This window comes from Pseudochelatococcus sp. G4_1912, assembly GCF_047501465.1.
Classification (GTDB): Bacteria; Pseudomonadota; Alphaproteobacteria; order Rhizobiales; family Beijerinckiaceae; genus Pseudochelatococcus.
Genome location: NZ_JAZDRL010000001.1, coordinates 973,913 through 992,245, shown reverse-complemented (window position 1 = coordinate 992,245; position 18,333 = coordinate 973,913). Strand labels below are relative to the sequence as shown.

Genomic DNA, 18,333 nt, shown 5'->3' with positions numbered 1-18,333 from the left:
ATGCATGTCATCTCATCTATTGTCGTATCAAATGTTTTTTAGCGAGGAGAGGAAGCTATCGGCTTCTTCTGACAGACCTTGAACATCGCCAGCAAGGCGCGCCGAAACAGCCTCGACTTCCGCCCCTGATTGCGTTGCCTTGTTGGCAGCCTGAATAACCTGTCCCATATTGGCAGCAATGCGGGCGGTTTCATCCGCAGCTTGCTGGATTGAGCGCGATATATCCGCTGTTGCTGCCAGCTGTTCCTGTACCGATGCTGCAACTGCACCCGCAATCGAGCTGATTTCGCCGATCGTGATACCAACACTACTGATCGAAGCAGCTGTGCCAGTGGCTGCCTGCTGAATTTCAGTAACGCGAGTGGCAATATCGGCCGTCGCTTGCTCGGTTTGTGCGGCCAGCGATTTTACCTCAGTAGCAACAACAGCAAAGCCGCGCCCGGCATCTCCGGCGCGTGCCGCTTCAATGGTGGCATTCAGCGCCAACAAGCGGGTCTGCGCTGCAACAGCTTGAATGAGTTCAACAACTTCGCCAATACGGCGCGCTACTTCGGAGAGCCCCTCAACGGCTTTATTAACCTCTTCAGCCTGACTCACGGCCTCACGCGCCACTTCGGCAGAGCGTGAAACCTGGCGACTGATTTCACCGCTTGTTGCTGATAGTTGTTCTGTCGCTGCTGCAACAGCCTGGGTGTTGGCTGAAGCCAGTTCTGCAGCTTGTGCGGAAGCGGCAGCATGTTGATGAGTGAGTGCTACGGTTTCAGTCATCGCGCGGGCACTGATGTTTAACGTCGTTATTGACTGCGAAACATTGCCCACCACATTTCTGACCGATAGGTCAAAGCCGCTTGCCAGCTGGGAATCATACGTTTCCCGCGCGGCATCAAGATATGTAGAGATGGCAATATCCATATCCAGCATAACGGCGCGGTTGATAGCGCTCATCATCTTGAGGGCTTTCTGGCGTGCGGCAGCAGGTTTGAACCGGCTGGCGCTTATGGTAGAAACCAATGTAGCCAGCTGATTTAATATAATCAGATAGCCACCGATATAGCGCGATGGTTCAAGACCAATCCGGTTATGCACCATGCCGATTTTCTGAACGGACTGAACGTATTCATCATCAAACTTACCGGAAAACAGCCGCTCCCAATGGGCTAGCTGTCCACGTTGAGCATATTTGACAGTAGCCTGCGCCTTTTCAGGTGTTGAGCCAAACAGCATCGCGATATCTGGGCGGGCCATGATATGGGCGTAGAAGTGGTTGAGGATATCCGGCATTGCCTCCCGAACTGCGGGGTACAGCTCCTGCAATGTGGCTGAAACTTCAGCATTAATCCCCAGAAAAGAAAGACGGTCGGATATATTTATCATGCCACTCGCTTCTTTATGGTGACTATCTTGTTCGTATAAAAACTCAAACATCCATACAATAACGTCTCGGAATTTATAAGCAAGTAAGCAAAGCATTAAAGCATAAAAAATCATTAATCAGAAAAATATATAGAGTAATTTAATTTTAATAGAGATTTTTAGTTATTTTGTATTTTATGTATTTGTATTTTTCTTGTTTTATATAGTTTTATCTAATTTAGGTTGTTTAATTCTATCCAGTTACGCCCATGAAATCTTCTTTTCCAGCATGCAGATCACTGGTCGTTATCTGTAATATCTCGACAAGCAAGTTAGTTGTTTCGCGTATAGTCGCGCCACAGCCTCCCACATCCCGTTGCCTTTTGAGGGAAACGAAAGATTTCTGCGGTGATTGGAATGAGATGATCTCTTATCTTTTTGATAGTGTAATAGCTGAAATCAATCGGCCATAATCAATTTCGCCCTTATGGGTGGCGCGTCGGAAACTATAAAAACGTGCATCATCCGCATAAGTGCATAGACCAAGATTTTCAAAAGTCTTGATACCAGCAGCTTGTGCGCGTGCGCCAATAAATGCTGGCAAATCAAATTGCGCATAGCCTTCACGGCCTTCAAGTGCTGAAGGAGTGAAAAAGCGCTCATAGCTTACATCGGTTGCTTTAAAGCGGGTTATGAACTCCGGGCCGACCTCATATGCCGTGCGGCTAATAGTGGGCCCCAGCGCCACTGAGATGCGTGAGCGGTCAGCTCCCAATGTCTCCATGCATGCGATGGTCTCCTCCAGCACACCGCTGATAGCGCCTTTCCAGCCTGAATGAGCTGCACCGATGATACCCGCTTGCGGATCAGCGAAAAGCAGGGGACCGCAGTCTGCGGTTGCAATGCCCAAAATTATGCCTGGACGGTTAGTCACCATGGCGTCTGCGCGTGGACGTTCATCGATGGGGAAAGGCGCTTCCACGACAGCAACGTCTGCGGAGTGAATCTGGTACAATGAGACAAGGTTGCTTGCTGGCAGGTTGAAATGGGCGGCCATGCGCCTGCGGTTTTCCTGCACGGCGTCGCGTGTATCGGCCGAGCCAACACCGCCATTGAGTGAAGTATAAAGTCCTTCTGAGCATCCACCACGCCGGGTGAAAAAAGCATGGCGGATGCCCGGCAATGCTGCCAGCGAAGCAGCCTCAAGCGCTTCAGGCATGACGGCATTGGAGGGCTCAGCATTGTGATCGGTCATAACCAGTCGCTCCTGCGTCAGCGTGTCTTTTGTAAAAAGGAGCGTCGGCGCTCTTTCTCGTTTTGCAGGCCAGCACAAAGCGCAGACCCTATATGTTAGCGTGGGTCACGACGTTGATTGAACCCTGCCAGCAGCGGCAAGGAGGGGTTGGTAACTGCCATCACTTTAAACAATTGGCCCATGCCACGGCTTTCCATGTCTGTTAAACGGGCCAGGGCGGCATCAACACTGGCAGCCTGTGCAGGTGAGTGCGCTTTCAGCGCCTGTGCCCGCTCGCGGATACCGAGATGGAGCAGGAAATCACCCTGCATGACCGGTCCATGAACTGCTGCCCCCGCCATGAGCGCCGCTTGGGACAATGCTGCAAAATCGACATGAACGGTTACATCGGCTTCGCCCGGCTCATTGAGCACGCCGGTGAAACCATGATCGCGTATAGCTTGCAGGGTTTCGCCATACCCGGTGCGCAGATGGCCATAGTCGATGGCAAGCAGCGCGCCGCCTTCAGCGGCTACACGCTCGGCAATCTCGCGCATGGCAATAAGATGGCTGGCGGGAAATTCCATTAATACGCCATCAGGCGCATCACGTGTGAGGGCAGCTTCCGGGGTTCCTGAAAGGCCGAATGCCAGCTCACCTTCTGCATCAAGCCCAATCAGCCGTTCAAACCACGCACCATTCGCGCGCACATATTGACGGACCGGCAAACAATCGAAGAACTCATTGGCAAAAACAATCACCGGTCCTTCCGGTACCTGCGCGAAAACATCATGCCAGGTGGGCATGAAACCACTGTTTGCCAGCGTTGCCGCTTGCAGTTTTCGCAATACAGGGCTGGTTTCAACGAGATGGACTTCAATTGCATCATGAAAAGCTGGCAGGGCCTTGGCTGCGCGCAGGGCATCCTTCATGAGTGTGCCACGGCCCGGACCAAGCTCTACCAGATGCACGATTGCGGGTTCGCCCATGAAGCGCCACGTTTCCGCAGCCCATAATCCAAGCAGTTCGCCAAACATCTGCGAAACCTCGGGGGCGGTAACGAAATCTCCAGACATGCCCAACGGATCACGCGTCATGTAATAGCCGTAGCGCGGGTGGCCAAGGCACATCGCCATGTAATGCTCAACGGAAATCGGACCATTGGCAGCGATAGAGATTTTCAGCTCTTGCGCCAGCGGGGTATCGTTTTCATTAACTGCTGGCGTCATGGCGTCATGTCCTTGATTTGAGATATTGCAGGGCGGGCCGTTGCGATAAGCCACACGCCGCCTAATAGCAAGGGAAGGCTCAGTAGCATCCCCATGGTAACACCGCCTTCAAGCGCAGATACATTCGTGCCGAATAGAAAGCCGAGTTGCGCATCGGGTTCGCGGAAAAACTCACACACACTGCGTGCAACGGCGTAGCCTGCGGCAAACACGCCCGTAATGAGTCCGGGGCGGCGAAATCCTGCTATCCGCACAACAACCGCAACCAATACAAACAGCAGCAGTCCTTCCGTCAATGCTTCATAGAGCTGGCTGGGGTGCCGTGGAACAGGCCCCGCGTGTGGAAAGATGACCGCAAATGGCAAATCAGGCGCGGGTCTGCCCCACAGCTCACCATTAATGAAATTGGCAATCCGCCCAAAGAAAAGCCCAATAGGCGCAACTGCTGCCGCGACATCAAATAAGGAAAGAATCGGCAAATGCCGGATGCGCGCGAGCATAACCATGGCAATCGCTGCACCTGCAAGGCCGCCATGGAAGGACATGCCTCCTTTCCAGACAGCGAAGATCGATAATGGATCAGCCATATATTGGTCTGGACTGTAAAACAGCACATAACCCAGTCGCCCGCCAATCACGACGCCCAGGGCGGCATAGACCAACAGATCATCAATATCTGTGAGAGTGGGGCATTTGGCCTCGCCCCATAGGCTGGGGGTGCTGACGAGGCGGCGAGCGTAAATCCACCCACCAATCAGACCCGCAATATAAGCTAATGCATACCAGCGAATCGCCAGTGGTCCGATTGATATCAGCACCGGATCAATAGCCGGAAAAGCCAGCGCCAGCATAGGCACAGACATTAACGAAGAGGTGAGAACGGGGGTCGATAACAGCATGACGTCTCCAGACTTGACGGCGTCAATGTCCCTGTTGGCGGCGGCGCGTCAAGTCCAGTATTTTTTGAGTACGCTTAATTGCGGCCGCTTTGCCCTTCCGGCTGGTCGATAATGACCCCTGACAAGGGTTCTACCAAAATCAGCCGATCATGTACTTCGCGCACCCCTGGCACTGATTCGATCAACACTTTCAGGGCTTCACGTACAGTCGCATCGAAAATAGTGCCGCGCAACGTCACGACTCCATCCACAACTTCAGGCGTGGGAATGTAGGGCGGCGCCCATGGTTCACGGGCGATAGCGGCTGTAATCTGCTCGCGAATACTGGCATCACTGCCAAGAGTTGGTCGATTAATCTGCTTTGAAAGTGCGCGTAGCAGGTCGACACGGCTTACTATGCCAACAAGCTTGCCATTGGCCGTGACAGGCACGCGCTTGATTTTGTTTTGTTCAAACAAGGTTACGATATCATTGAGCGGCGTATATTGAGTGACTGTAACAGGATGGGGAGTCATCACTTCTTTAACGCGGCGGGCATTTGCTTCAACATAATCCGCAGCAGCCTTTGCGGGGCCAAGGATGAATTCAAGCCAACGCTTACGTTCACGCTGGGTGTCGAGTTCCGCGCGACGTAGAAAATCGCCTTCTGTGACCATTCCCACAACGCTTCCCTCGGCATCAACGACCGGCAGGCCGCTGACTTTCTTCTCCAGCATCAGCGCCACAATGTTGGATATGCGATCATCCGGAGAAGCGGTGATGACGTTTGAAGTCATGATATCGGCGGCTTTCAAGGGAATCCTCCATTTAACGCAGAACCATGCGGTGATCTATTTACATATCGCTCGCGATTCAATTTCTACAATGGCAGACTGCTCTCTCCATTCAGGCGGTGCAAGTGGCAATTAGGGTGTATTAATATTGCGGTTTGCAAATGGAGACTTTCCTCTTGTGCTCCATGGCATAAATCTCAACACACCTTGGGGGGCAGAACTGTTGCGAAAGAACGCATTATAATGCACCGTGCGCCAACTTCTTTTCTGGAGTGAGGGTGGCACGCTATGACAATCGTGAACAGGCATTCTTTTGGGGCATTATTTGCTGGGGCCTTCGCTGTTTGCGCGGGTATAGGCACGGCCTTTGCGCAGACTCAACCTGCGGGTGATCCTATCCGTATTGGCGAGATTAACAGTTACTCCGGCATTCCTGCTTTCACCGAGCCTTATCGCAAGGGATGGCAGCTGGCTGTTGAGCAAATCAACGCTGCCGGTGGCGTGCTGGGGCGCCCGATCGAGGTGATCTCACGCGATGATGCGGGTCGCCCTGCGGATGCCATCACGGCGGCCAATGAGCTGGTTTCACGAGAGAAGGTCGATGTGCTGACGGGCACGTTTTTCTCCAACATCGGACTGGCGGTGTCGGACTTCGCTCGCCAGAAAAAGATCCTGTTTGTTGCCGCCGAGCCGCTGACTGATGCGATGATCTGGGAGCAGGGCAGTCGTTATACGTTCCGGCTGAGGCCTTCAAACTGGGTGCAGGCTTCTATTCTGGCGGAAGAGGCGGCCAAGCTGCCTGCCAAGCGCTGGGCGACGATTGCGCCCAATTACGAATATGGCCAGTCTGCTGTTGCGGTCTTCAAGAAAATCCTCTCTGAAAAGCGCCCCGATATCGAGTGGGTAGGCGAGCAATGGCCGCCACAAGGCAAGATTGACGCGGGCGCAGTTGTGCAGGCAACACTTGCTACCAAACCGGATGCCATCCTGAACGTGACCTTCGGTCCCGATCTGGTGAAGCTTGTGCGTGAGGGCAATACTCGCGGCCTGTTCAAGGATCGCTCTGTGGTGAGCTTTATTACCGGCGAGCCAGAGTATCTTGATCCCCTGAAAGAGGAAACGCCCGAGGGCTGGATTGTTACGGGCTATCCTTGGCAATCTATTGATACGCCTGAGCATAAGGCGTTTCTCGCTGCCTATGAGGCGAAGTTCAATGATTATCCGCGCCTTGGTTCTGTTGTTGGATACGCCACGCTGAAATCAATCGCTGCGATCATCGCGCGTGCTGGTTCGCTTGATACTGAGAAGCTGATCGAGGCAGGCCGGGGTGTTCATGTCGATACGCCATTTGGGCCAATCACCTTCCGCGCGGTTGATCATCAGTCGACACTGGGCGCGTTTCTGGGGCGCACGAGCGTGAAGGATGGCAAGGGCGTGATGGTCGATTCTGTTTACAAGGACGGGGCAGATTATCTGCCGGATGAGGCAACAGCTGCCAAGATGCGGCGACCAGACTGATGGCGTTTTTGCTTGCGCAAGGCCTCACCGGCCTTGCCAGCGCGGCGTCGCTGTTTCTGGTTGCTTCGGGATTATCGATCATTTTTGGTGTGACGCGGGTAGTGAATTTCGCCCACGGCTCATTTTACATGATCGGCGCTTACCTTGCCTATACGCTGACAGAGCGGCTTTCGGGACCACTCGGGTTCTGGGGCGGGGTTTTGCTGGCAGCGGCAATTGTGGCAGTGTTTGGGGCGCTCATCGAGCTTGTGCTGCTGCGCAGACTCACGCGGGCACCTGAGTTGTTTCAGCTACTGGCGACATTTGGTGTCACGTTGATCGTGCAGGATGCGGTCGTTGCTGTTTGGGGGCCGGAAGATCTTGTAGGCCGCCGTGCGCCGGGGCTGACGGGGGCGGTTGAGATAGCCGGCCAGCTTGTGCCTGCCTACGATCTGTTTCTGATTGCGCTGGGCCCGCTGGTGCTGGTGCTGCTGCATCTGATTTTCCGCCGGACGCGGTTTGGCGTGCTGGTGCGTGCGGCGACGCAGGATCGTGAGATGATTGCCGCGCTTGGCGTGAACCAGAAATGGCTTTTCACGGGTGTTTTCGCTTTGGGGGCGTTTCTGGCGGGTCTCGGTGGGGCGCTGCAATTGCCGCGCGATGCCGTAAGCCATCTGATGGACATGCACATTATTGTTGAAGCCTTCGTCGTGGTGGTGATCGGCGGGCTTGGCTCGGTCACAGGGGCATTTGTTGCGGCGCTGGTTGTGGCGCAGCTCAATGCGTTCGGCATTCTGGCTTTTCCCACCATTTCGATGGTCACAGTATTTCTTGTGATGGCGGTGGTATTGGTTGTTCGTCCTTATGGACTGTTCGGTATGCCACAATCGCATCAGCGCGTGGATACGGCTGTTACAGCAAGGCCCTGGCGCAGGTTTAATACGCCAGAGCGTATAATGGTAACGCTGCTGATACTGGCTGCGGCCACCCTTCCGTGGGTGCTTGATGATTATGCGCTCACTGTTGCTGCCGAAATATTGATCATGATGTTATTTGCCACAAGCGTGCACCTGTTGATGTCGGTTGGAGGCATCGCGCCATTTGGCCATGCGGTATTTTTTGGACTTGGCGGTTATGGTGCTGCTTTCGCGGCAAAATTATTCGGTGCATCAATGGTTGTGGCACTGTTTTCAGGGCCGGTTCTTGCCGCATTGGGAGCGATTGCATTCGGCTGGTTCTGCGTGCGTTTATCGGGTGTATACTTTGCCATGCTGACACTTGCATTCGCGCAGATCATTTGGTCGATTGCGTTTCAATGGGTTGGTGTAACGGGAGGCGATAACGGCATCATCGGTATCTGGCCCGAAGGCTTTGCAAGCTCTCCTCAAGGCTTCTACAGCTTGGCATTTGTGCTTTGCGTTGGCGGGGCGATGTTGCTGCGGATGATTGTGCTATCGCCATTCGGCTACACTTTACGAGCGTTGCGTGATGCATCAATGCGCGCTGAAAGTATTGGGGTCAATCGGATTGCACAGCAATGGTTTGCCTTCGTGCTTGCAGGCGGCTTCGCTGGCCTCGCGGGGGCTTTGTTCGTCTATCTCAAGGGTAGCGTTTTTCCCGAGAATCTGGGCGTCGGCATGTCGATAGACGGGTTGGTGATGGTGCTGCTTGGTGGGGTCGAAACTATTTCTGGCGCGATGGTGGGAGCGATTGTCTACAAGGCGCTATCAATATGGCTTTTGAGCTTTACCGATCTGTCGAAATTGGTACTCGGCGTGCTGATTGTGTCGTTGGTGGTGGTGTTTCCAAAGGGGATTGTCGGTTCGCTGGAGATCCTGCGTGAGCGCCTGATGCAGCGCATGCCGAAGCTTTATTTTTGAATTATCTGCGGACTATTTAAATATTGTGCTTTAAAAGTTGATGCATGACATTTTACGCTCCAGAAGAGCGTGCGCAGTATTGTTCCGTTACAGTTTGTGTGTAGATAATCGCGTTCTGTGAATTCTCATTTTCATAGCGGGGGCATGCTGTGTTGGGCTGGATCGGCTTTCAAAGTAATGGTGATACGGTGCGTCCTTTTGTTCAGCGAATGGGCGGACTTTCCCTTCTGATGACGCTTTCCCTGCTGGCAGCCTGTGGCCCGGAGCCTGAAACGGCAGAGCCCCCGCCACGTATTGTGCGCACCGTAACTGTGGAGGCACGCGAAGCAGGCGACGTCGTAACACTAACGGGTCACATCGAAGCGGAAGATGAGGCGGCTACTGCCTTCCGTGTTGGCGGGCGGATGGTTGAGCGGCTGGTGAACGTGGGTGATCGCGTGACGGCGGGGCAAGTACTGGCGCGCCTTGATGCGCAGAATGCCCAGAATAACCTGCGCTCGGCAGAAGCAGGCCTAAACGCTGCTTCCGCGCTTCTGACCCAGACGCAGAATGCATTTGAGCGCCAGCGGCATCTGCTCGATCGTGGTTTTACGACACGTGCGAATTTCGATGTGGCACAGCAGGCGTATCTGTCCTCGCAGTCGCAGGTTGATGACGCCAAGGCACGCCTCAAGATCGCCCGTGACAATCTTGATTACACAGAATTGCATGCCGACGCAGAAGGTGTCGTCACCGCACGCGGCGCAGAACCCGGTGAGGTTGTGCAGGCTGGGCAGATGATTGTGCGCATTGCCCGCGAAAATGGCCGGGATGCAGTGTTTGACGTGCCAGCACAAGTGTTGCGTATCGCACCAAGCGATCCGGTTATCACTGTTGCACTAAGCGATTCACCCAATGTAACGGCGGAAGGGCGCGTGCGCGAAGTTGCACCGCAGGCCGATCCTGTCACGCGGACGTTTGCGGTCAAGGTGGGGCTGTCGCAGCCGCCTGAGGCTTTCCGTCTTGGTGCCACGGTGGTTGGTACGATGCGGCTTGATGCGGGTGCGGCGATTGAAGTGCCAGCCAGCGCTCTGACCGAGTTCAACAGTCAGCCGGCGGTCTGGGTTGTTGATCCCGCGACATCGACCGTATCCTTGCGCAACATTGAGGTGCGGCGGTTTAATCCGTCCTCGGTTGCGGTCGCAACCGGTCTGGAAGAAGGTGAGATCGTTGTTACCGCGGGCGTGCAGGTGCTTCATCCTGGCATGAAAGTGCGCCTGGGCGGAGCGCCATCATGAGCAAAGGCGGCTTCAACCTTTCGCAATGGGCCCTGAATCATTGCTCGTTGGTGATCTATTTCATGATCGTTGCGGTGGCAGCGGGCGTGTGGTCATTCCAGCGGCTGGGGCGCAATGAGGATCCGACGTTTGTCATCAAAACGATGGTGGTGAGCGCGGCATGGCCTGGCGCAACTGTTGAGGATACTCTGCTGCAGGTTACAGAGCGGCTTGAGCGGACGCTGCAGGAGACGCCTCGGCTCGATACGCTGCGCAGCTTCACGCGTGCTGGCGTCACGACGATATTCGTTAATCTGGAGGGTTCAGCACCCGGCAGTGAGGTGCCGGACATATGGTACCACGTGCGCAAGAGCATAGGCGACATGGCCCGTACCTTGCCACAGGGCGTAATTGGGCCGGTCTTTAATGACGAATTTGGCGACACCTTCGGCATTATTTATGGTTTTACGGCGGATGGCTTTACCCATCGTGAATTGCGCGATTATGTTGAAGCGGCCCGCTCACGGCTGCTGAACGTGCCTGATGTGTCGAAGATCGAGGTTATTGGTGCGCAGGATGAGGTGATTTTCGTCGAGTTCTCATTGGCAGAGCTGGCGCGCCTTGGCATCGACAGGCAGGCGGTAATAGCGGCGCTGCAGACGCAGAATGCAGTGCATCCAGCCGGTATCATTGAGACTGGCGAAGAACGCATTTCGCTGCGGGTATCGGGCGCATTTGAGTCGGAGCGCGATATTCTTGGCATCAATCTTGTGGTTGGCAATCGCATTTTGCGTTTGAGTGATATCGCGCAGGTGCGGCGCGGCTTTGTTGATCCGCCTCAGCCTATGTTCCGCGTGAATGGCGAGCCGGCGATCGGCCTTGGGATTGCTATGCGCGATGGCGGGGACATCCTCGCGATGGGCGCCGAGATCAGCCGCATGATGGCCTCGATCAAGGCGGAGTTGCCGGTCGGTATTGAAGTTCAGCTGGTGGCTGATCAGGCCGTGACGGTTGATGGCGCCATAGCCGAATTCATGGAATCGCTTTGGCAGGCCGTGGCGATCATTCTGGCGATCTGTTTCCTTAGCCTAGGCGTGCGTCCTGGTTTGGTGATCGCGCTTGCGATCCCGATTACGCTCGCCATCGTGTTTTCGGTGATGGATCTTATGGGCATCGATATGCAGCGCATCTCGCTTGGTGCGTTGATTATCGCACTGGCACTGCTGGTCGATGACGCGATGACCACGACAGATGCCATGATGACGCGCCTTGCCAAGGGTGACAGCAAGGAAGTAGCTGCCGTATTTGCCTTTAAGACCTATGCTTTCGCCATGTTGGCGGGCACGCTTGTCACAATGGCGGGGTTTGTGCCGGTTGGGTTCGCGGCGAGTTCTGCGGGTGAATATACATTCTCGTTGTTTGCGGTTGTCAGCATTGCGCTGGTGGTCTCATGGTTTGTGGCAGTTATCTTTACGCCGCTGCTCGGTATGGCGTTGATCAAGGCACCCAGGCAGCAGGCCGAGCCGAAGCCCAGCAAGATCGAGGGAGCATACAAATCCTTCCTCGGATTGGCGTTAAAGGCGCGGTATGTGACGATTGTCGTGACGCTTGCACTCTTTGTGTTGTCATTGCTGGCGCTGCCGCTTATTCCAAGCCAGTTCTTCCCCTCATCAGACCGGCCTGAGCTGCTCGTGACGATGCGTCTGCCGCAGTCGGCTTCGATCCATGGCACTGAGGCGTTGGTGAAGGAGTTCGAGGCGCTGATCCAGGATGATCAGGACATTGAACGCTGGAGCACCTATGTCGGACAGGGCGCAATCCGCTTCTATCTGCCACTTGATGTGCAATTGCCGAATAGCTTTGTCGCTGAAGCGGTCGTGGTGGCCAAGGATGTGCCCGCTCGCGAGCGCTTACGCGACAAGATGAATGCGATTTTCGAGGAGCATTTCCCGCAGGTAGTTGCGCGCATTTCGCCGCTGGAACTGGGGCCACCTGTTGGTTGGCCAATTCAGTACCGCGTGACGGGACCTGATATTGCGCAAGTGCGTGAGATAGCGCTGAAGCTTTCCGGCGTGATGTCATCATCACCGGGGGTGGAGAAGGTCAACTTTGACTGGATTGAGCCTGCGCGTGAAATTCGTTTGCGGGTTGATCAGGATCAGGCGCGTCTGCTTGGTCTTTCATCGCAGGCCGTGGCTGGTATTCTGAACACGGCTATCACCGGTTCCGCCGTTTCTCAGGTGCGCGACGATATTTATCTCGTCAACGTGGTGATGCGTGCTGTCGATGAAGAACGCGTGACACCTGAAACGCTGCGCTCGTTGCAGGTGCCTGTACCCGGCGGACGGACTGTGCCGTTGAGTCAGTTCGTGCGCTTTGAGTATGATCAGCACTTCCCGCTTGTGTGGCGGCGCAACCGTGTGCCTACCCTCACTGTGCAGGCGGATGTGGTACAAGGCGAACTGCCGGAAACGGTGGTGAATGGGCTGGAAGAGAAAATCGCCACACTCTCGGCAGGGCTGCCTGCGGGCTATTCGATTGAGGTTGGCGGTACGGTGGAGGAGAGCGCTGCTTCACAGGCTTCCGTCATCGCGGTAATCCCGTTGATGCTGCTGATCATGGTGACGGTGCTGATGTTCCAGTTACAGAGCTTCCAGCGTCTGTTTCTGGTGCTGAGTGTTGCTCCGCTTGGGTTGATTGGCATCGTTGCAGCGCTGTTGCTTTCGGGCAGGCCGCTTGGGTTTGTGGCTATCCTCGGCATTCTCGCATTGCTCGGCATGATTATCAAAAATGCGGTGATTCTGATTGGTCAGATCGAGGCCGAACGACTGGCTGGCAAGACCGTGCTTGCAGCGGTGATCGAGGCGAGTTCGCTGCGTTTCCGCCCCATCTTGTTGACGGCGGTTTCGACAGTGCTTGGTATGATTCCGATTGCGCCCACCGTGTTCTGGGGGCCGATGGCCTTCGCGATTATGGGTGGCTTGCTCGTGGCCTCGCTGTTGACGCTGGTATTCCTGCCCGCATTGTACGTGGCCTGGTTTGGGCCAGATGCGCGCCTGGAAACGCCACCATCACAGGCAAGCTCTGGTGCGGCAGCATAATGGCGCACCAGTATCATTCTTGCCCGACCACACACTGACAGGAATACGTAATGACTGAGACCCGGAGCGCCGACTTCCTGATTGGCGTGTGTGCTGTCATCCTTGGCTTGGCCGGGCTTGTTATCGCCAGCTCGCTTTTTGCACCGGTTTTCTTTGCACTGTTCATCATTGCGATCGTGTGGCCGCTGCAAAAGACTTTGCAACAGCGCATTCCCCAATTGGTGGCGTTGGCGATTACGCTGATTATCACTGTGGTTGTGATTGGCTCGCTATTATCGCTGACCGTATGGGGCTTTACCCGCGCTGGTCAGTGGATGCTCGGCAATGCCAGCCGTTTTCAGGAGCTTTATCTGCTGAAAGCTCAATGGCTTGAGAGCCATGGCATTGTCCTTGCAGGCGTCTTTGCCAATCAGTTTGATGTGAATTGGCTGGTGCGTCTATTCCAGGGGTTTGTGCTGTGGGCGAATAGCCTTGCTGGTTTTGTTGTCGTCACATTCATCTTTGTGCTGCTTGGGCTGCTTGAGGTGGAAGTGATTGCGCGCAAGCTGGGTCACATGGGTGATTGGGGCTTGCGGGTTCGCGCAGCCAGCACGGACATTGCTTACAAATTCCGTCGCTACATGGGCGTGCGCACGCTCATGAGCATCATGACGGGCATTGTGCTCTGGGCGTTTGCCAGGGTCACAGGGCTTGAGCTTGCAGTTGCATGGGGCGTGATTGGGTTCTCGCTTAATTACATCCCTTTTATCGGCCCGCTTATTGCGACCATTCTGCCTACAGTGTTCGCCGTGGTGCAGTTTGAGAGTTTGCAGACCGCAGCGATTGTTTTCGGTGGCATGAACCTTATCCAATTCCTGATCGGCAGCTATCTGGAGCCACGAATTGCAGGGAATGCACTTGCTGTTTCACCATTCATGGTGCTGTTTGCTGTGTTCTTCTGGAGCTTTTTGTGGGGCATTCCGGGCGCCTTCATCGGTGTGCCGCTGCTGATCGCTATCATCACATTTTGCGCCCATTACCCATCGAGCCGCTGGATCGCTGCTCTTCTATCCGGAAAGGATGAAGCATGACCACCAAGGCATCAAGCACCAATCGTGGAACCAAAAGCGACCCATTGTTGATCGATCTCGCCTTTCAGGGCGGTGGTTCACATGGCGCATTTACGTGGGGGGTTGTCGAGCGTTTCCTCGATGATCCAACGCTGAAGATCGAAAGCATCACCGGCACATCGGCGGGCGCTATGAACGCTGCTGTTCTCGCTTATGGCTTTACGCTGAATGGGGTTGAAGGCGCCAAGGCAGCACTGGAGAAGTTCTGGCGTCAGGTGAGCGACGCTGCACGTTTCAGCCCGATGCAACGCGCGCCGCTCGATGTCATGTTCGGCAATTGGACGCTCGATAACTCGCCCGGCTATGTCTTTTACGATCTCGCCAGCCGGTTGTTCTCGCCTTATGATATAAACCCATCCAACCTCAATCCACTGCGGGATGTTCTGGAAGAGAGCATTGATTTTGAGCGTTTGCAGCAATCGCCGATCAAGCTGTTCATCACGGCAACGAACGTGCGCACGGGGCTGCCACGGGTGTTCCGTAATGCTGAGCTGAATGCGGATGCGCTGCTTGCCTCCGCCTGCCTGCCGCTGGTGCATCAGGCCGTGGAAATTGATGGCGATGCATATTGGGATGGCGGCTTTTCCGGCAATCCATTGCTGACGCCAATCATCCGCGAGAGTAATGCGCGTGACACCATCCTCGTGCAGATCAATCCGATAGAGCGCCCCGGCGTGCCGAAAACTGCGCGGGATATTCTCAATCGTTTGAATGAGATCGCTTTTAACGCCAGCCTCAAAAAGGAGCTGCGCGGCATTGCGATGTTCCAGAAATTGTTGCGCGATGAGGGCCATCTTGAGCACGTGGAATGGGTAGAGGAATGGGCTGACATGCGCATCCACCGCATTTCCACTCCGATGATGGTGGAGCTTGGTGCATCCTCGAAGCTGAATGCCGAATGGGAGTTTCTCACGCTTCTGCGTGAAGAGGGGCGCTTGCAGGCGGATAACTTCTTGCGCGATCACCGTCAGGATCTGGGCGTTCGCCCTACATTTGATCTGAGTACGCTGCTGCATAATCTGCTTGAGCAGATCTAGGGCGATTGCAGCATGACGCTGCGATCTTTGACATTCATATTGTGACATCACAACTTCTCAAGCGCAGCCAGCTTGCGCCCATGAAGATGCTACCGGAGCAGGCCTATGAGCATAATCGGAATTTTGATTGCCCTTGGCCTGCTGGTCTGGCTCGCGTATCGAGGCTGGAGCATTCTCATTCTTGCGCCTGCATGCGCGATGATTGCGGCGCTGCTTGCGGGACAGCCTGTGCTAGCGCATTGGACGCAAACGTTCATGGGCAATGCAGCTGTTTTTGTGGCGCAGTTTTTTCCGATTTTTCTGCTTGGTGCGTTATTCGGCAAGCTGATGGAGGCAAGCGGTTCGGTTGAATCCATTGCCAACTTCATGACCCATAAGCTTGGCACTGGCCGTGCAATCATGGCCATTGTGCTTGCGGGTGCGTTCGTCACTTATGGCGGGGTTAGCCTGTTTGTCGCATTTTTCGTTTTGGCGCCGATGGGGCATGCGCTGTTTAAGGCCGCAAACATTCCCCACCGCCTGATGCCAGCTGCCATTGCGCTGGGCACGTCTACGTTTACAATGTCAGCGATGCCCGGCACGCCGGCAATTCAGAACGCTATTCCGATGCCGTTTTTCGGCACCAATCCATTTGCCGCACCTGGGCTTGGCATCATTGCATCAGCCATTATGTTGGGGTTTGGCCTGTGGTGGCTGCAACGCGCTGAAGGCAAGGCGCGGCTTGCAGGTGAAGGCTACACTTACGAGGGCGCTGCCGCCGAGATTGCTGAAGGCGCTGCCCATAATGATGTCATCCGCGAGCGCGCAATAACTGCACGCGAGTTCGATCCTGAAGAGATCGGGCGCGGTGGGCATGCGAGTGCGCTGCCATCATTCTATCTTGCAGCTCTGCCGCTTATTGTGGTGGTGCTGGTTAACCTGATCATGTCCTTTGTGATCCTGCCGAATTTCGATGCCTCCTTTCTTACGACCGAGGCGTGGGGCGATACGTCGCTTTCGGCGGTTGGAGGTGTGTGGTCGGTTATCGTGGCGCTGTTTGTTGCCATCCTTGTGCTTGTCGCGATCAACTATTCCCGCCTGCCTAGCATTCGTGCGACACTTGATGCTGGTGCAAACGCCTCTGTGCTGCCAATTCTGAGCGTTGCAAGTCTTGTCGGCTTTGGCGCTGTGGTCGCGGCGCTGCCGGCGTTTGAGATAGTCAAGGAATGGGTACTTGATATTGATGGCGGGCCGCTCGTATCCTTGGCGTTCGCCACCAATATTTTGGCGGCACTCACGGGCTCTGCCTCAGGTGGCCTCACGATTGCGCTGGATGCGCTTGGCCCGACATATATGGAAATCGCAGCCGAAATCGGCATTGATCCCGCTTTGATGCATCGCGTGGCTGTGATTGGTGCCGGCACGCTCGATAGCTTGCCGCATAATGGCGCGGTGGTGACACTGCTGGCTGTATGTGGTTCAACTCATAAGCATAGCTATCTCGATATCGTCATGACGGCGATTGTTGGCGCATTGATAGCGCTGGTAGCTGTGATCATGCTGGGAACAGTGGCGGGATCATTTTAAACATGCGCCGCGATTGGATGATTATCGGCGACAGTTCTCAGGCCTAGCGCTGCCTTGGCTGATGCATTTCTCACCAGAATCCCCGTCATTATAGATCTTTGATAGCGTTTTTTGACGGTTCTATGCCTTGACGTGGAAGATCAATGCTGTAGAACAAACCATGATCTTCATGAAGGGAATGGCGTGGTATGAATTGGTCGGGACAGCAGGATGAGGCGTTGAAGGCGGTGGCGCGCTGGCTCAAGACCGGGAATCCACAAGTCTTCCGCCTGTTCGGATACGCGGGCACCGGCAAGACCACGCTTGCGCGCCATATTGCCGAAGATGTCGATGGTGATGTCATTTTTGGTGCTTATACCGGCAAGGCAGCTTCCGTTCTGCGCAGTAAAGGCTGCGAGGGAGCTTCGACGATTCATAGCCTGATCTATCGCTCAAAAACCAATGAGGATGAAGATGCGCCATCATTCGTGCTCAACCGTCAAGCAGAAGCCGGAAAGGCTGGACTGATCATTATAGATGAGTGCTCGATGGTGGATGAGGAGCTGGGGCGCGATCTGCTGTCGTTTCAGGTGCCGGTGCTGGTGCTTGGTGATCCAGCGCAATTGCCACCTGTGCGCGGAGGCGGGTTTTTTACTGAGGCTGAGCCCGACGTCATGCTCACCGAGGTGCATCGGCAAGCGCGGGATAATCCGATCATCCGTCTCTCCATGGCTGTGCGCGAAGGCGGAGAACTGCCGCAGATAGCAGAAGAGGGCACACGTGTCATCTCGCGACGCGAGATTGATGCCGAGAAGGTTATGCGTGCTGATCAAGTACTGGTTGGCACAAATCGCACCCGCAGGCTTTATAATGGACGCATTCGTGCATTGTTGGGCTTTCGGGATTCGTTGCCTGCAGCGGGTGAAAAGCTTGTTTGCCTGCGTAATAATAAAACCAAAGGGCTGTTCAACGGCAGCACCTGGTCCATCAAGGCTTTGCGCGGGGAGGCAAAAGGCTACCTCAAGATGGAAGTGGCGCCTGAAGATGAAAATGTGCGTCGCGGGGTAGATGTTTCTGTGCTGACCGACTTTTTCACCGGCGTAGAAGAGGACATTCCCTATTCGGCGCGTCGGGATTCTGACGAATTCACCTATGGCTATGCGCTGACTGTGCACAAATCCCAGGGTTCGCAGTGGGATGAGGTGGTATTGTTCGATGAATCACGGGCCTTTCGCGAGCACCGTGCCCGCTGGCTCTACACTGGCATAACGCGAGCAGCTGAGCGATTGACCATCGTAAGAATGGATTGATCGTCGCCTCATGACGGCCTGCAACCGGCACCTTTTTACGTGCAGCTTCTCGAAAGGTATCCAGTATCAAACCCAAAGGTGGGTAACACCTTTGGGATCCATTTGATGCG

General features: G+C 54.9%; 13 protein-coding genes. 8 read left to right on the top strand and 5 right to left on the bottom strand.

Going from position 1 to position 18,333, the window contains the following annotated elements; all coding sequences use genetic code 11:
* Positions 1-27: 27 nt before the first annotated feature.
* From VRZ32_RS04545 to VRZ32_RS04525, 5 genes are all read right to left on the bottom strand, one after another.
* Positions 28-1,374, bottom strand: a complete 1,347-nt coding sequence (locus VRZ32_RS04545) for a protoglobin domain-containing protein (RefSeq protein ID WP_414524510.1) — start codon at positions 1,372-1,374, stop codon at positions 28-30.
* Between the two features lie 409 nt (positions 1,375-1,783).
* The gene (pgeF, locus tag VRZ32_RS04540) at positions 1,784-2,608 is read right to left on the bottom strand and encodes a peptidoglycan editing factor PgeF (RefSeq protein ID WP_414524509.1); all 825 of its coding nucleotides are present in this window, start codon (positions 2,606-2,608) and stop codon (positions 1,784-1,786) included.
* Between the two features lie 95 nt (positions 2,609-2,703).
* On the bottom strand, positions 2,704-3,816 hold the full coding sequence (locus VRZ32_RS04535) for a class I SAM-dependent methyltransferase (protein WP_414524508.1): 1,113 nt from the start codon (positions 3,814-3,816) through the stop codon (positions 2,704-2,706).
* Positions 3,813-4,715 carry a prolipoprotein diacylglyceryl transferase gene (lgt, locus tag VRZ32_RS04530; protein ID WP_414524507.1) on the bottom strand — a complete coding sequence of 301 codons (903 nt, stop codon included), beginning with the start codon at positions 4,713-4,715 and terminating at the stop codon, positions 3,813-3,815. The genes VRZ32_RS04535 and lgt overlap by 4 nt, the downstream gene beginning before the upstream one ends.
* 74 nt (positions 4,716-4,789) lie before the next feature.
* The gene (locus VRZ32_RS04525; RefSeq protein ID WP_414524506.1) at positions 4,790-5,509 is read right to left on the bottom strand and encodes a CBS domain-containing protein; all 720 of its coding nucleotides are present in this window, start codon (positions 5,507-5,509) and stop codon (positions 4,790-4,792) included.
* A 267-nt stretch (positions 5,510-5,776) separates the two neighbouring features.
* Between VRZ32_RS04525 and VRZ32_RS04520 the strand changes: the two genes are divergently transcribed.
* The 8 genes from VRZ32_RS04520 (at position 5,777) to VRZ32_RS04485 (ending at position 18,223) form a co-directional block, all read left to right on the top strand.
* On the top strand, positions 5,777-7,006 hold the full coding sequence (locus VRZ32_RS04520; protein ID WP_414524505.1) for an ABC transporter substrate-binding protein: 1,230 nt from the start codon (positions 5,777-5,779) through the stop codon (positions 7,004-7,006).
* Positions 7,006-8,865 (top strand): ABC transporter permease, encoded by a 1,860-nt coding sequence (locus VRZ32_RS04515; RefSeq protein ID WP_414524504.1) that lies wholly within the window; start codon positions 7,006-7,008, stop codon positions 8,863-8,865. The genes VRZ32_RS04520 and VRZ32_RS04515 overlap by 1 nt, the downstream gene beginning before the upstream one ends.
* Positions 8,866-9,014: 149 nt before the next feature.
* Positions 9,015-10,142 (top strand): efflux RND transporter periplasmic adaptor subunit, encoded by a 1,128-nt coding sequence (locus VRZ32_RS04510; RefSeq protein WP_414524503.1) that lies wholly within the window; start codon positions 9,015-9,017, stop codon positions 10,140-10,142.
* Positions 10,139-13,222, top strand: coding sequence for an efflux RND transporter permease subunit (locus VRZ32_RS04505; RefSeq protein ID WP_414524502.1), 3,084 nt, complete (start codon positions 10,139-10,141; stop codon positions 13,220-13,222). The genes VRZ32_RS04510 and VRZ32_RS04505 overlap by 4 nt, the downstream gene beginning before the upstream one ends.
* A gap of 50 nt (positions 13,223-13,272) precedes the next feature.
* Complete coding sequence (locus VRZ32_RS04500; RefSeq protein ID WP_414524501.1) at positions 13,273-14,292, top strand: AI-2E family transporter; 1,020 nt, start codon at positions 13,273-13,275, stop codon at positions 14,290-14,292.
* The gene (locus tag VRZ32_RS04495; RefSeq protein WP_414524500.1) at positions 14,289-15,368 is read left to right on the top strand and encodes a patatin-like phospholipase family protein; all 1,080 of its coding nucleotides are present in this window, start codon (positions 14,289-14,291) and stop codon (positions 15,366-15,368) included. The genes VRZ32_RS04500 and VRZ32_RS04495 overlap by 4 nt, the downstream gene beginning before the upstream one ends.
* A 105-nt stretch (positions 15,369-15,473) precedes the next feature.
* On the top strand, positions 15,474-16,934 hold the full coding sequence (locus tag VRZ32_RS04490; RefSeq protein ID WP_414524499.1) for a GntP family permease: 1,461 nt from the start codon (positions 15,474-15,476) through the stop codon (positions 16,932-16,934).
* 188 nt (positions 16,935-17,122) lie between these two features.
* Positions 17,123-18,223: an ATP-dependent DNA helicase gene (locus tag VRZ32_RS04485; protein ID WP_414524498.1), complete on the top strand. Its 1,101-nt coding sequence runs from the start codon at positions 17,123-17,125 to the stop codon at positions 18,221-18,223.
* The last annotated feature ends 110 nt before the right edge of the window (positions 18,224-18,333 follow it).